The following is a 13,776-nucleotide window of genomic DNA, read 5'->3' on the forward strand; positions in this document are numbered from 1 at the left end:
CGCTGACGACCCAGCTCAGACCGGATCGAGCCAAAAAGCTCAGGGTCGCGGTCCGACAAGGACTGGGTGAAAAATCCGGTGTCACGAAGATTGGCGTTCATGGGCGCTCCACATGGCTGGGTAAAATCTTGCGGATTTCCTATCGGAAACGTCACACGCACAAAAGGCTTAAAGCGACGATTTGGCCAACTGCGGCGTCAAGACTGGCCTATTGGGGAAAGGTATGTTTGTTTCGGAACCAAATGTGCAACACCGGAAACCACAAAACATGAAAAAGAGAATCGCCTTTCTCGCCAGCGAGGTCAAAGTGGCGCAAACAGCGCGTGACATCCTGGTGGCCAAATATGGAAATGTGGCACCTCGGGACGCAGATGTTGTGGTTGCATTGGGCGGCGACGGCTTCATGTTGCACACTTTGTACAATGTGCAGCATCTCGATACTCCGGTTTACGGGATGAATCGCGGCACGATCGGCTTTCTGATGAATGAGTATCACGAAGACGATCTGATGGCGCGGCTGGAGGATGCCGAGGAAGAGGTTATCAACCCGTTGGCCATGCAGGCGATGGACCAATCAGGAAAACTGCACCAAGCGTTGGCGATCAATGAAGTGTCATTGCTGCGCGCCGGCCCTCAGGCAGCAAGGCTCAAGATCAGCGTAGACGGCCGGGTACGCATGGCAGAACTGGTCTGTGACGGGGCACTACTTGCCACGCCCGCGGGATCGACCGCCTATAACTATTCCGCGCATGGGCCGATTGTTCCGATTGGCGCTGACGTTCTTGCTCTGACACCCATCGCGGCGTTTCGCCCACGGCGGTGGCGTGGTGCCTTGTTGCCGAAAATGGCGAAAGTCAGGTTCGATGTGGTCGAAGCAGACAAGCGACCGGTCATTGTGGCTGCTGATTCCGTTTCTTTCCCGGATATCGACTGGGTCGAGATCAGGTCGGAACCAACCATTGCGCACCGTATCCTTTTCGACCCCGGCCATGGGTTGGAAGAACGTCTAATATCAGAACAATTCACGTAAAATTGGCCATCCCCGAATTTTCTCAAGTCTATGTGAAGCAGTTCACAGGAATTCCCTTAACGATTGGCTAATGTGAACTTGCCCGGAGAACACGCCAAGGTGGGAGTGAGTGGCCACCTGAACGGTGTTTTCGAATGGTTGCGCAGATTTTGCGCTGGCGAGGGTGGGTGGTGCTACGCTCGTCATCAGAAATCCGGGCTTATTTTAGCAGCTGGACCCCGGGCACAATGACCCGGGGTCTATTTTTGCTGCATGTGATCCCAAAGCGGGAAACACATCTGTCCGACGCGGGCTTCTATCGCGGCGGCGGCATCCACGGCCAGATCCTCGCGCCAGCGCTGTGCCGCGATCTGTACGTTGATAGGTTGAGGTCCTTTGGGAAGGGTGGCCAGCCGCGACGGAACACAAGCTGCAGGCAGTCCCAGAAAGTTCATCGCATAGGAATAGACAGCGCATCCCAAAACATCATGCACGCCTTCCGCGCCTTCGGTGTCCCGGTCAGGTTTGAAAAATGGCTGTGGCAGGAAAGGGGACAAAACCAGCGGGTAGTCCTGCATAAACAGGGACCATTCGCGTGCATAATGGCTGCGCTTGGCCAGCATCCGAACCAATTCTGTTTCAACGATGGGCGGGAACTCCCGAAAGTAGACGTCAAAGATGTCGCGGATGGTTCTGGACCCAGCGGCTTCAATGTCTGATTTCATCAGGGTCAGCACTTCGCCCATCAAGGTCCGATACCCGATCCGGCCACATTCAAAGACATCGGGTGGATCGACCTCTTCAACGTCGTACCCTGCATCGACCAGTGCATCGCGCGCAGTGTCGAGGGCTTTTTCAACCTCGGGGTGCAGCGCATAGCCGAAGGTATTCTTGGTGAATGCCACTTTGATTGGCTGGTCAAAACGCTCGCCGCGCCAGGGCATTGGTACGTGGAACGGATCCCGCGCATCGGTGGCGATCAGGCTGGGCATGGACAGGTGCAGATCCGCAGCCGAGCGGGTGATCAGGCCCTGAACCGACATTGATTGCGCCAGCAATCCGCGTTCGGCCTTCTGACTTGGGTTCCACGCGGGAACGCGCCCCAAACCCGGTTTGACCGTCACGGCACCGATGGCGGCTGCCGGAAAGCGCAGGCTGCCGCCAATATCGTTGCCATGGGCCAGCGCACCGACACCTGCCATCACGGCGGCAGCAGCGCCACCGGATGATCCTCCGGGTGAAATGTGCCGTCCCCACGGGTTGAATGTGCGCCCATGCAGGGGGTTGTCGGTGTCGGCCCTGAAGGAAAACTCGGGCGTATTCGTTCGCCCGATCACAATGGCCCCCGCTTTTTGCAAATTGCTGACCACCGGCGCGTCATCCGGTGCAATCACATCCTTCAGCGCAATGACACCGTTGGTGGTAGCGTGACCTTTCTGATCGACATTCACCTTGATTGTTACCGGTACACCATGCAGCGGGCCGGTCGGCTGACCACGCCCACGTGCAGCATCAAGCGACTGCGCGCGCTCTAGGGCTTCGGTGTGCAAATCTTCGACGACCGCGTTCAGCGCGGGGTTCACCGCGTCCATGCGATCAATCGAGGCCTGTACCGCCTCGGTCGCGCTCAGATCGCCGCGTCGGGTCAGGGTGGTCAGCTCTGTGGCGCTGAGACGCCAGATATCGGTATGTGTCATGGGCCCTCACTGTCTTACAGCGACAGTAGGGGCCCAGATTCAGGTTGCAAGGGCGGACATGGTATGGGCGGCCTGTGCCGCCCGATGGTTACTTGGCGTAACCAATTGTCTGCAATGCTTCCTTTATTTCATCGAGGATGGCCGGGTCGTCAATCGTTGCAGGCATTTTATAGTCCTGACCGTCTGCAATCGAGACCATCGTGCCGCGCAGGATTTTACCGGAGCGGGTCTTGGGTAACCTGTCGACAACAACAGCCAGTTTGAAGGCGGCCACCGGTCCGATTTTTTCCCGAACCATTTTGACGACTTCCTGAACCACATCGCCATGTTCCCGTGTGGCACCAGCATTCAGGCACAGGAAGCCAACCGGCATCTGCCCCTTCAGCTGGTCCGAAACTCCGATCACCGCGCATTCAGCCACATCGGGGTGGGCGGCCAGCACTTCTTCCATCCCACCCGTCGACAAGCGATGGCCGGCAACGTTGATGACGTCATCGGTGCGCGCCATGATGTAGAGGTACCCGTCTTCGTCAATCATCCCGGCATCGCCGGTTTCGTAATATCCGGGGAAGTGTTCAAGATAAGACTTCTTGAACCGTGCCTCGGCATTCCACAGTGTTGGCAAGGTGCCTGGGGGCAGGGGCAATTTAACCGCGATGGCACCCAGTTCACCGGCCTTCATCGGGTGACCGCCTTCATCCAGAATTTGCACGTCATAACCCGGCATCGGTTTTGCGGGCGAGCCCAGCTTGACCGGAAGCTCTTCGATACCCAGCGGGTTTCCGGCTATGGCCCAGCCTGTTTCGGTTTGCCACCAATGGTCGATAACCGGAACCTTCAGCGCATTTTGTGCCCAGATAATTGTGTCAGGGTCGGCGCGTTCACCTGCCAGATAGAGGGCCCGTAGATGAGACAGATCGTATTTGGCGATCAGTTCGCCTTTGGGGTCTTCTCGTTTGACGGCGCGGATGGCCGTAGGTGCGGTGAAGAAGCTCTTGACCTTATGTTCCGAGATCACGCGCCAGAAGGTGCCCGCGTCCGGGGTGCCGACTGGCTTGCCCTCGAACACAATTGTGGTGTTTCCGTGGATCAGGGGTGCGTAGCAGATATAGGAGTGCCCCACGACCCAGCCCACATCGGACGCTGCCCAGAACACGTCACCCGGATCGACGTTATAGATATTCTTCATCGTCCAGTTCAGTGCCACAAGGTGTCCGGCAGTGGGGCGCACGACCCCTTTGGGTGCACCCGTAGTGCCAGAGGTGTACAGGATATAAGCCGGGTCATTGCCGTCGACCGGTACGCATTCAGCCGGTTCGACACCGTATTGGAAGCCATGCCAGTTGAAGTCGCGCCCTTCGATCAACTGAGCAACTTCTTGTTCCCGCTGGAAGATCACACAAAAATCAGGCTTGTGGTTTGCCAGTTCGATCGCACCGTCAAGCAGGGGCTTATAGTGTACCACGCGGCCAGGTTCCATCCCGCAGGACGCGGCGATGATTGCTTTGGGTTTGGCATCGTCGATGCGCACAGCCAGCTCGTTGCTGGCAAACCCGCCGAACACGACCGAATGCACGGCGCCCAAGCGGGCACAGGCCAGCATCGCCTCAAGCGCTTCGGGGATCATCGGCATGTAGATGATGACACGGTCACCTTTCTCGACACCCTTTGCCCGCAGCGCGCCGGCCAGAGTGGCCACGCGGTTGCGAAGCTCGACATAGGATATCTCGCGCTTGGTGTGGGTGATGGGGCTGTCATAGATGATGGCGGTTTGTTCACCGCGCCCGTTTTCCACATGACGGTCTACGGCATTCCAACAGGTATTGACCCGCGCATCGCTGAACCATTCGTACAAGGGCGCATTGTCGTCGAACAGTGCCTTGCTGGGGGCCTTGACCCAATCGATCCCATTTGCAGCGTTCATCCAGAACGCTTCGGGGTCAGTCTTCCAGCTGTCATAAACGTCCTGATACGCCATCTCGTCCTCCTCACAACGGCTTGGACATTGTGTTAGGTCGCAGAAAACATCCGGGCAAGCGCGACGCATGACGACGCGTCAGTTTATCGCAAAAAAATTTGCAGATCAGCGAAATATGTCTTGCAAATTTTTGCAAAATCACAGGCCTAGCAGAGTTTTCGTCGCCGCAGTGGGAAGTTTTGCAAAATTGCAAACTTTTGCATGCAAATCCTACGCCCCTTCGGGAATCATCTCAACCAGCCGTTTTGGCGTATCGTGGCAGCTTGTCCTCAAGGTTCAGCCAGGGCAGGTGGTCGGCGTGGAACACGTGAAACTGTGGCGGCAGGGTTCCCGGGTTGGCCAGCGTTGCAGTGTAAAGATGTATGTTCACCTTGTCGCGCGCTGTGCGATAGGCCATCTGGGTTCCGCAATTGCCACAAAACAGACGCTCGACCCCTTCGGATGAACGATAGATCTTTGGTGCCTGACCCAACCATCTGACTGCTTCATGCGGCAGCCCGAAAAAAGCCGTGACCGGCGCGGCGCAGTTTCGCCTGCAATCTGAACAGTGGCAATAACAGCTCCACGCGGCTTGGGCATCGCTTTCCCAATGCACGGCGTTGCAGTGGCAATGTCCTTTCATGCGCTCCCCCCTGTTGGCAGGGGCACCAGCAAGGCCGCCCCCGGTTAACCGTAATGCGCCACGGGTGTTCCTGCAATCGCCGCCATGTTAAGCAGACCGCGCGCGGTGATGGATGGAGTAACAATATGGGCCTTGTTGCCCATGCCCATCAGGATCGGGCCAACTTCAATTCCGTCCGCCTTCATCTTCAGAATATTGCGTACGCCACTGGCCGCATCTGCGTGGGCGAATATCAGAACGTTGGCCGCTCCTTCCAACCGCGACGCCGGGAAGATACGCGCCCGCAGGTCTGCATCCAACGCCGCATCCAGATTCATTTCGCCTTCGTAGACAAAATCGCGCGGCTGCCGATCAAGGATTTCCAGCGCCGCCCGTAGCCGTTTGCCTGATCCTTCAGCCTGATTGCCGAATTGCGACTGCGAACAAAAGGCGATCTTGGGCTCGATCCCGAACCGGCGAACATGTCGCGCAGCACCAATGGTGGTTTCTGCCAGTTCTTCCGGCGACGGCAATTGCCGGACATGCGTGTCGGCGATGAACAGGGGGCCGTCTTCCAAAATCATCAGCGACAACGCGCCGTGCGGGCGCAGGTTGCCCTCGTCAAGCACCTGCTCAACATAGTTCAGATGCCAGCGATATTCGCCGAACGTGCCGCAGATCATGCTGTCGGCCTCGCCCCGATACACCATGATCGCGCCGATGGCGGTTGTATTTGTGCGCATGATCGCCTTGGCCAGATCCGGTGTCACACCGCGGCGCTGCATGATCTGGTGGTAGGAAGTCCAGTAATCGTAATAGCGCGGGTCATTCTCCGGGTTAACGATCTGACAGTCCTTGCCCGGACGAATGGTCAGCCCCAGCTTTTCACATCGGGTTTCGATCACATCGGGTCGCCCAATCAGAATTGGCGTTTCCGTCGTCTCTTCAAGAATGGCCTGCGCGGCTCTCAAAACCCTTTCATCTTCACCCTCGGCAAAAACGATGCGACGGGACGCGACGGCCGCAGCCTCGAACACAGGACGCATCAGAAGGGCAGATTTGAAGACAGTCTGGTTGAGCTTTTCCTTATAGGATTCAAGGTCCTCAATAGGGCGTTTTGCAACACTGCTTTCCATGGCGGCCTTGGCGACCGCCGATGACACCACGCCCACAAGACGCGGGTCAAATGGTTTTGGAATCAGGTATTCTGGGCCAAAGGTCAGTTGCTCGCCCTTATAGGCAGCCGCGGCCTCGGCGCTTGTGGTCGCGCGCGCCATTTCAGCGATGCCATCCACGCAGGCAATCTGCATCGCGTCGTTGATCTCGGTCGCGCCGACGTCCAATGCACCCCTGAAGATAAACGGAAAGCACAATACGTTGTTGACCTGATTAGGAAAGTCGCTGCGACCCGTGGCGATGATTGCGTCTGGTGCAACTGCGCGCGCGTCCTCTGGCAGAATTTCCGGCGTCGGGTTGGCCAGGGCGAAGATGATCGGGCGGCTGGCCATTTTCCGGACCATATCAGGCTTCAGAACATTTGGGCCGCTGAGACCCAAAAACAGGTCGGCCCCACCGATCACATCGTCCAGCGTCCGCAAGTCCGACTTCTGCTCGAACTGTGACTTGTGCGGGTTCATGTCCTCGGCCCGCCCTTCGTAGACAAGCCCGTGAATGTCGCACAGCCATATGTTTTCACGCTTCACGCCCAGCTTGACCAGCATGGTCAGGCACGCAATCCCGGCAGCCCCGCCACCGGTCGACACGACCTTGATATCCGCAAAGGACTTACCCGCCACATGTAGCGCATTCTTGGCCGCAGCCCCGACCACAATGGCGGTTCCGTGCTGGTCATCATGGAAAACCGGAATGTTCATGCGTTCACGGCAGAGTTTCTCGACGATGAAGCAATCGGGGGCCTTGATGTCTTCCAGGTTAATGGCGCCAAATGTCGGTTCAAGGGCACAGACGATATCCGCCAGCTTTTCGGGATCGGGCTGATCGACCTCGATATCGAAACAGTCGATGCCCGCAAACTTCTTGAACAGAACGGCCTTGCCTTCCATAACCGGCTTCGACGCGAGTGCCCCGATATTCCCCAGGCCAAGCACGGCGGTGCCGTTTGACACCACAGCAACAAGGTTGCCGCGCGCTGTATACCGCTCGGCATTGGCTGCATCGGCCTTGATTTCAAGGCTGGCCTCGGCCACGCCGGGCGAATAGGCGCGGGCCAGATCGCGACCGTTGGCCATCGGTTTGGTAGCCTTGATCTCAAGCTTCCCGGGTTTGGGAAATTCATGATATTCGAGCGCAGCTTGTCGCAGGCTGGGGGTGTCAGACATCGGCGATTCAGCTCCCATTGATAATTTGATTTAGCCTTAAACTATTTATTTGGACTTGGCTACGCTGCGTAACTCTGCCGTGATGTCGCAACCGTGAAACCGGATTGATATTGTCTGAGTTCATTCTCACCTTTTCACATTGCGACGACCAAGATTACTCTGGCAAGGTTGTCGTGACATTCAGAACTGATGAACCGGCTGGTAACGAATGAGGGATCAGTAGGTTGGATGTTGGTTGCAGCAGTGCTGGGTGGTTGTTGTCACCCAGGTATTGGTCGAATTCACCGCGCTGATCGGCGGAGTGTTACCCGTGATCATTGAACTGCGAATCTTTGCCGTTGAAGAAATGTCGGGGATGTTCTTTTCGGTTGGCCTTTGGCGTCTGTTCTGATCGGATGGCCAAAGTTGCAATTCGAAGAGAATAATGATGACCGAGACATCCGATCTGGCGCGAACGCACGCTGAGATTCGCCTGCCCACACGGGAAATTCGCGACGACATCCCCTTTTACACGAAGAAACTGGGGATGAAGATGGACATGATTTATCCCGCTGACGATCCGCGCGTCGCGGTGTTTTCGGGGCATGGTGTGCGGTTGCGCATTGAAAAAGACGCACCGGAAAGCCCTGGAACTTTGCGTATTCTGACGGATAATCCGTCTGATTTCGCGGGTAGTGAACGCGTTCTGGTGGCCCCAAATGGCACCCGGATCGAAATCGAAGAACGAAATCCGCCACTGGTGATGCCAGAGACCGTGCATTCCTTTGTAGTGCGCAGGCTCAAGGATCAGGCCCCCTGGATCATCGGTCGGGCCGGGATGCACTATCGCGATCTGGTGCCGGATCGGTTGGGTGGGTCGATTATCGCCAGCCATATCCGCATTCCCGATGGTGGGCCGGTTCCGGACATGGTGCATTTTCACAAGGTCGGGTTTCAGCTGATCTTTTGCATCCATGGCTGGGTGGATGTGGTCTATGAGGATCAGGGCGAGAAAATGCGTCTGACAGCGGGGGACTGCTTTATTCAACCACCGGAAATCCGGCACCGTGTTCTCGAAGCTTCTGATAATGTTCAGGTTATCGAGATCGGTGTGCCGGCTGAGCATGTCACGGAAATCGACCATGACATGACACTTCCCACTCCGCACATCCGCCCGGACCGCGAATGGCAGGGTCAGCGTTTCGTCTACAATCAGGCCAAGAACGCCGAGTGGATGCCCTTCCGTCTGCCGGGGTACATCTGCCGCGACACCACGATTGCCGAGAACACCAAGGGCGTTGCTGGGGTGCAGGTTGTGCGCAAAGGGTCGGGGGATCCGGAATGGGCCAGCCATGACACCGACATTCACTTTACCTTTGTGATGGGCGGCGAGGTCACCTTGGAAGGAGAGGGGCGTGAGCCCTACCGGCTGGAGCAAGGGGATGCTTTTGTCATCCCTCCTGGGATGCGCACACGGCTGTCCGACCCAACAGACAATATCGAATTGTTGGAAGTCACCTTACCCGGTACCTTCAACACAACGCTGGGTTAAGCGAAAAACATGGGTCGGGGGCTTCAAATTTCCCGCCTTAATACGTTAGCGTGCAAATTTCTGACCAGATGATCAAAAATGAGGAATCGCCATGTCGCTGAAAGACGCTGCCTTGTCTGTCCGGGAAAACGCCTACGCGCCATATTCGAACTTCAAAGTTGGCGCAGCGCTTCGGTCTTCTTCGGGTCATGTCTTTTCCGGGTGCAACGTCGAGAATGTGGCCTATCCCGAGGGCACCTGCGCGGAAGCAGGGGCAATTGCCGCAATGGTGGCCGCGGGCGAGCAGGAACTGACCGAAGTCTACGTGGTTGCCTTCAGCCCTCAGCCTGTGCCGCCTTGCGGTGGGTGCCGTCAGAAGCTGGCCGAGTTTGGCAAGCGCGATGTAAAGGTCACTCTGGCAACCGTCGATGGTGCGGAGTTTGAGACAACCATCGGAGATTTGCTGCCGGGTGCGTTTGACGCGTCGCACATGGAGGATGTCTGAACGCATGGACGCCCGTTCAATCATAGCCAAACTGCGCAGGCACGAAGTTCCAGGCAGCGACGAGCTGATCTGGTTCGCGCGAGGGTTGGCAGACGGCAGCGTCAGCGATGCGCAGGCCGGGGCGTTTGCCATGGCCGTCTGTATGGGCGGGCTGGGCCCTCAGGGGCGTGCGGACTTGACGATTGCGATGCGCGATAGCGGCGATGTTCTCAGTTGGGATGTGGACGGGCCGGTGATCGACAAGCACTCGACCGGTGGGGTCGGGGACTGTGTCAGCCTTGTGCTGGCTCCGGTGCTGGCGGAATGCGGTGCGTATGTGCCGATGATCTCGGGTCGGGGTCTGGGTCACACGGGTGGAACATTGGACAAGCTCGAGGCGATTCCGGGGGTCAGCACTCAGATCAGTCAGGACCGACTTGCGCAGATATTGCGCGAAACGGGCGCGGCCATCGTTGGCGCGACGGGCCAGATTGCACCGGCGGACAAGCGGCTTTATGCAGTGCGGGATGTAACGGCAACAGTCGAAAGTCTGGATTTGATCACAGCGTCGATCCTGTCCAAAAAGCTGGCGGCCAGCCCGGATGCGTTGGTTCTTGACGTCAAGGTCGGCAGCGGTGCCTTTATGAAAACAATTGAGGATGCCCGTAAGCTGGCCACAGCATTGACCGAGACAGCGAACGCAGCCGGGTGCCGGACTTCGGCGGTGATCACGGACATGAACCAGCCTTTGGCCCCGGCGCTAGGCAATGCACTGGAGGTCGCGGAAGTGATGAAGGTTCTGACCGGTCCTGACGCTTCGCCACTGGTGGACATTTCTGCCGAGTTGGGCGGCGTCCTGCTGTCTGATTCTGGCATGTGCAATTCGGTCGAGGAGGGGCGCGAGCAGATCGCCAGGATCATCCGTGACGGTCGCGCCGCGGAACGGTTTGGCCGCATGATAGCAGCGGTTGGTGGCCCTGTGAAATTTGTCGATACCTGGACCCGTTTCCTGCCTGAGGCGAGCGTTATTCAGGAGGTTCCTGCCCCCAAAGACGGTTACATCTCCTACATCGACGGGGAGGCGCTGGGCCTTGCGGTCGTCTCACTGGGTGGCGGCCGCCAGGTCGAAAGCGATGAGATCGATCCGGCAGTAGGAGTATCCAACATCCTCAGGCTGGGCGATCGTGTGTCCAAAGGTTCACCCATTGCCGTGGTCCACGCCGCACGGGAAGACGCCGCACGGCGCGCAGCGGACACTGTGCTGAGCGCGATGACGATCAGCAATACAGTTCCAAAGCTTCCCGATCTGATCCACGAAAGGATCAGCGTATGAGCCGTGCATTCTTTGTGGTTATGGATTCCGTTGGAATAGGTGGGGCACCCGACGCAGATCAGTTTTTCAACGGTGATGTCCCGGATACCGGGGCAAACACGCTGGCCCATATAGCCCAAGCCTGTGCGGAAGGCCGTGCAGAAGAGGGGCGCACCGGCCCGTTGCACCTGCCCAACCTGGACGCGCTGGGTTTGGGCGCAGCTGTGCGGCTGGCGTCTGGAGAGGCCACTCCGGGCCTCGATGCAGAACCTGCTGGACTATGGGGCTGCGCGCGTGAGCATTCGCCGGGTAAGGACACGCCCTCGGGCCACTGGGAACTGGCGGGCCTGCCGGTGCCCTGGGATTGGCATTACTTTCCCAACACGGTTCCGGCCTTTCCGACAGAACTGAGCCGCGCGGCAGCCGAAGCTGCCGGGACCGAAGGCATTCTTGGTGACTGCCACGCATCGGGGACAGCGATCATTGCCGAGCTGGGCGCTGAGCATATGCGCACCGGCTGGCCGATCTGCTATACATCCGCTGACAGCGTGTTTCAGATCGCGGCGCATGAGGAAAGCTTTGGGCTGGAACGGTTGCTGGACATGTGCCGCGCGCTTGCTCCGCGATTGCACAAGATGAAAGTGGGGCGTGTCATCGCGCGCCCCTTTGTCGGAACGCCTGAGACGGGGTTCGAAAGAACAACCAACCGTAAGGATTTCGCCATTCTGCCCCCGGCACCGATGCTGACCAACTGGGTGCAGGATGCAGGGCGACGGGTTCATGCAGTGGGCAAGATCGGCGACATCTTCTCGATGCAGGGGATCGACACGCTGCGCAAAGGGTCGGATGCCCAGCTGATGCAGCACCTGTCTGATCTTGTGGACGAGGCGGAAGAGGGCAGTCTGACCTTCGCCAACTTTGTCGAATTTGACAGCCTTTATGGGCATCGCCGCGACATTAGCGGCTATGCCCGAGCGTTGGAATGGTTCGACCGCGAGATCGGGGATATTCTGAAGAAGCTGCACCCAGGCGATCTGTTGCTGTTAACAGCTGATCATGGCAATGACCCAAGCTGGACTGGAACGGATCACACACGTGAACAGGTACCGGTTCTGATTGCGGGGCAGGGTGCGGGACAGATCGGGCAAGTGGATTTTGCCGATATTGCGGCCAGCATTGCCCATCATCTGAACATTCCGGCGCAAGGGCCGGGAAGGAATTTTTTATGAGCGTCGCAGACCTGCCTAAAATCGAACTGCATCTTCACCACGAAGGCGCGGCACCTCCGGCCTTTATCCGTCAGCTTGCGCATGAAAAACGCGTTGACCTGAGCGGTATCTTCAAACCGGACGGATCTTATGATTTTCGTGATTTCGCGCATTTTCTGAGCGTGTACGAAGCCGCCTGCGAAGTTCTGAAAACGCCCGAAGACTTCCGGCGGTTGACATTGGCCATTCTTGAGGAAAGCGCTGAAAATGGCGTGGTTTATTCCGAGACCTTTCTCAGCCCTGATTTTTGCGGCGGTGGCGACCTGCATGCGTGGCGGGATTATCTGAATGCCATTCAGGATGCGGCAGACGAAGCCGAGCGTAAATTCGATATCACCTTGCGCGGTGTCGTTACCTGTGTCCGCCATTTTGGCCCCGAACAAGCCAGGCGGAGTGCCCATTGTGCGGCCGAGACCGCCGGAAACTGGATCACCGGTTTTGGCATGGGCGGCAACGAATCCATTGGCACGCAGGGTGACTTCAAATGGTCTTTCGATTGTGCTCGCGAAGCCGGGCTTCGCCTGACCACGCATGCGGGTGAGTTTGGCGGTCCCGACAGTGTGCGCGACGCTGTGCGCGATCTGGGGGTTGAGCGTATCGGGCACGGTGTCCGCGCCATCGAAGACCTTGATCTTGTTCGTGAACTGGTTGACCGGGATATCACGCTTGAAGTGTGTCCGGGTTCGAATGTGGTTCTGGGCCTTTTCCCGGATTTTGCTGCCCACCCCATCGCGAAACTGCGCGATGCGGGCGTAAAGGTTACGATTTCCACCGACGATCCTCCGTTTTTTCACACGACCATGCGGCGGGAATATGAGATGTTGAACGCGGCTTTCGGCTGGGAGGCCGGGGATTTTGCGGCATTGAATGAGACGGCCCTGAACGCGGCCTTCTGTGATGATGACACCCGCGCGCGGGTCAAGAAAAGATTGGAGAACACATGAGCGAACACCTGACCGTCGTCGATCACCCGCTGGTGCAACACAAGCTGACGCTCATGCGGGACAAGGGCACCTCGACCGCCGGGTTCCGGCAATTGCTGCGCGAGATCACATTGCTTCTGGCCTACGAGGTCACGCGCGACATTCCCCTGACCACGCGCAATATCGAAACGCCGATGGAAGAAATGGACGCCCCCATACTGGCAGGTAAAAAAATGGCGCTGGTGTCAATCCTGCGCGCCGGAAACGGGATGTTGGACGGGGTGCTGGAACTTGTGCCTTCAGCACGCGTCGGTTTTGTGGGCCTGTATCGCGACGAAGAAACGCTGAAACCTGTTCAGTATTATTTCAAGGCCCCCGAAAGCCTGAAGGACCGTTTGGTCATTGCGGTGGATCCGATGCTGGCGACTGGTAACAGCTCGGCCGCGGCCATTGACCTGTTGAAACAGGCCGGGGCGACGGATATTCGCTTTCTGTGCCTATTGGCGGCACCCGAAGGTGTGGCGCGGATGAAAGAAGCACACCCTGACGTGCGTATCGTCACGGCAGCGCTGGACCGCGAGTTGAACGCGAAAGGTTACATCATGCCCGGTCTGGGGGATGCCGGCGACCGGATGTTCGGAACCAAGTAACCCGG

The 13,776-nt window shown here is 57.9% G+C and carries 12 protein-coding genes; 8 read left to right on the forward strand and 4 right to left on the reverse strand.

Annotated elements, in window-relative coordinates; translation table 11 throughout:
• Positions 1-223: 223 nt before the first annotated feature.
• Positions 224-1,030 (forward strand): NAD kinase, encoded by an 807-nt coding sequence (locus I9188_RS00005; protein ID WP_209503217.1) that lies wholly within the window; start codon positions 224-226, stop codon positions 1,028-1,030.
• A 239-nt stretch (positions 1,031-1,269) separates the two neighbouring features.
• Here the strand turns inward: I9188_RS00005 and I9188_RS00010 are convergent, their stop codons facing one another.
• The 4 genes from I9188_RS00010 to I9188_RS00025 all read right to left on the reverse strand — a co-directional run bounded on the left by I9188_RS00010 (position 1,270) and on the right by I9188_RS00025 (position 7,624).
• On the reverse strand, positions 1,270-2,706 hold the full coding sequence (locus I9188_RS00010; protein WP_209503219.1) for an amidase family protein: 1,437 nt from the start codon (positions 2,704-2,706) through the stop codon (positions 1,270-1,272).
• An 88-nt stretch (positions 2,707-2,794) separates the two neighbouring features.
• Positions 2,795-4,684, reverse strand: a complete 1,890-nt coding sequence (gene prpE, locus I9188_RS00015; RefSeq protein ID WP_209503221.1) for a propionate-CoA ligase PrpE — start codon at positions 4,682-4,684, stop codon at positions 2,795-2,797.
• A 232-nt stretch (positions 4,685-4,916) separates the two neighbouring features.
• A complete protein-coding gene (locus tag I9188_RS00020; RefSeq protein ID WP_209503223.1) occupies positions 4,917-5,306 on the reverse strand; it encodes a GFA family protein in 390 nt (129 codons plus the stop codon).
• A gap of 44 nt (positions 5,307-5,350) precedes the next feature.
• Positions 5,351-7,624, reverse strand: a complete 2,274-nt coding sequence (locus tag I9188_RS00025; protein WP_209503226.1) for an NADP-dependent malic enzyme — start codon at positions 7,622-7,624, stop codon at positions 5,351-5,353.
• 250 nt (positions 7,625-7,874) lie between these two features.
• Here I9188_RS00025 and I9188_RS00030 point away from each other — a divergent pair, with 250 nt between their 5' ends.
• From I9188_RS00030 to upp, 7 genes are all read left to right on the forward strand, one after another.
• Entirely contained in the window at positions 7,875-8,015 is a 141-nt protein-coding gene (locus I9188_RS00030; RefSeq protein WP_209503228.1) for a hypothetical protein, read from the forward strand.
• A gap of 36 nt (positions 8,016-8,051) precedes the next feature.
• Positions 8,052-9,155, forward strand: coding sequence for a cupin domain-containing protein (locus tag I9188_RS00035; protein WP_245220388.1), 1,104 nt, complete (start codon positions 8,052-8,054; stop codon positions 9,153-9,155).
• Positions 9,156-9,246: 91 nt separating this feature from the next.
• Complete coding sequence (locus I9188_RS00040; RefSeq protein WP_209503230.1) at positions 9,247-9,639, forward strand: cytidine deaminase; 393 nt, start codon at positions 9,247-9,249, stop codon at positions 9,637-9,639.
• A gap of 4 nt (positions 9,640-9,643) precedes the next feature.
• Positions 9,644-10,951 (forward strand): thymidine phosphorylase, encoded by a 1,308-nt coding sequence (locus I9188_RS00045; RefSeq protein ID WP_209503232.1) that lies wholly within the window; start codon positions 9,644-9,646, stop codon positions 10,949-10,951.
• A complete protein-coding gene (locus tag I9188_RS00050; protein WP_209503234.1) occupies positions 10,948-12,159 on the forward strand; it encodes a phosphopentomutase in 1,212 nt (403 codons plus the stop codon). Before I9188_RS00045 ends, I9188_RS00050 begins: the two co-directional genes overlap by 4 nt.
• Complete coding sequence (locus tag I9188_RS00055) at positions 12,156-13,142, forward strand: adenosine deaminase (RefSeq protein ID WP_209503236.1); 987 nt, start codon at positions 12,156-12,158, stop codon at positions 13,140-13,142. The genes I9188_RS00050 and I9188_RS00055 overlap by 4 nt, the downstream gene beginning before the upstream one ends.
• Positions 13,139-13,771, forward strand: a complete 633-nt coding sequence (upp, locus tag I9188_RS00060) for a uracil phosphoribosyltransferase (RefSeq protein WP_209503238.1) — start codon at positions 13,139-13,141, stop codon at positions 13,769-13,771. The genes I9188_RS00055 and upp overlap by 4 nt, the downstream gene beginning before the upstream one ends.
• Positions 13,772-13,776: the final 5 nt, after the last annotated feature.

Source organism: Ruegeria sp. HKCCSA071, from assembly GCF_017872555.1.
Lineage (GTDB): Bacteria > Pseudomonadota > Alphaproteobacteria > Rhodobacterales > Rhodobacteraceae > Ruegeria.

Excerpts from the sequence above, each read along its gene's own strand:
- I9188_RS00005 (WP_209503217.1), top strand. The coding sequence starts at position 224 with ATGTTTGTTTCGGAACCAAATGTGCAACACCGGAAACCACAAAACATG.
- I9188_RS00010 (WP_209503219.1), bottom strand. The coding sequence starts at position 2,706 with ATGACACATACCGATATCTGGCGTCTCAGCGCCACAGAGCTGACCACC.
- prpE (WP_209503221.1), bottom strand. The coding sequence starts at position 4,684 with ATGGCGTATCAGGACGTTTATGACAGCTGGAAGACTGACCCCGAAGCG.
- I9188_RS00020 (WP_209503223.1), bottom strand. The coding sequence starts at position 5,306 with ATGAAAGGACATTGCCACTGCAACGCCGTGCATTGGGAAAGCGATGCC.
- I9188_RS00025 (WP_209503226.1), bottom strand. The coding sequence starts at position 7,624 with ATGTCTGACACCCCCAGCCTGCGACAAGCTGCGCTCGAATATCATGAA.
- I9188_RS00035 (WP_245220388.1), top strand. The coding sequence starts at position 8,052 with ATGACCGAGACATCCGATCTGGCGCGAACGCACGCTGAGATTCGCCTG.
- I9188_RS00040 (WP_209503230.1), top strand. The coding sequence starts at position 9,247 with ATGTCGCTGAAAGACGCTGCCTTGTCTGTCCGGGAAAACGCCTACGCG.
- I9188_RS00045 (WP_209503232.1), top strand. The coding sequence starts at position 9,644 with ATGGACGCCCGTTCAATCATAGCCAAACTGCGCAGGCACGAAGTTCCA.
- I9188_RS00050 (WP_209503234.1), top strand. The coding sequence starts at position 10,948 with ATGAGCCGTGCATTCTTTGTGGTTATGGATTCCGTTGGAATAGGTGGG.
- I9188_RS00055 (WP_209503236.1), top strand. The coding sequence starts at position 12,156 with ATGAGCGTCGCAGACCTGCCTAAAATCGAACTGCATCTTCACCACGAA.
- upp (WP_209503238.1), top strand. The coding sequence starts at position 13,139 with ATGAGCGAACACCTGACCGTCGTCGATCACCCGCTGGTGCAACACAAG.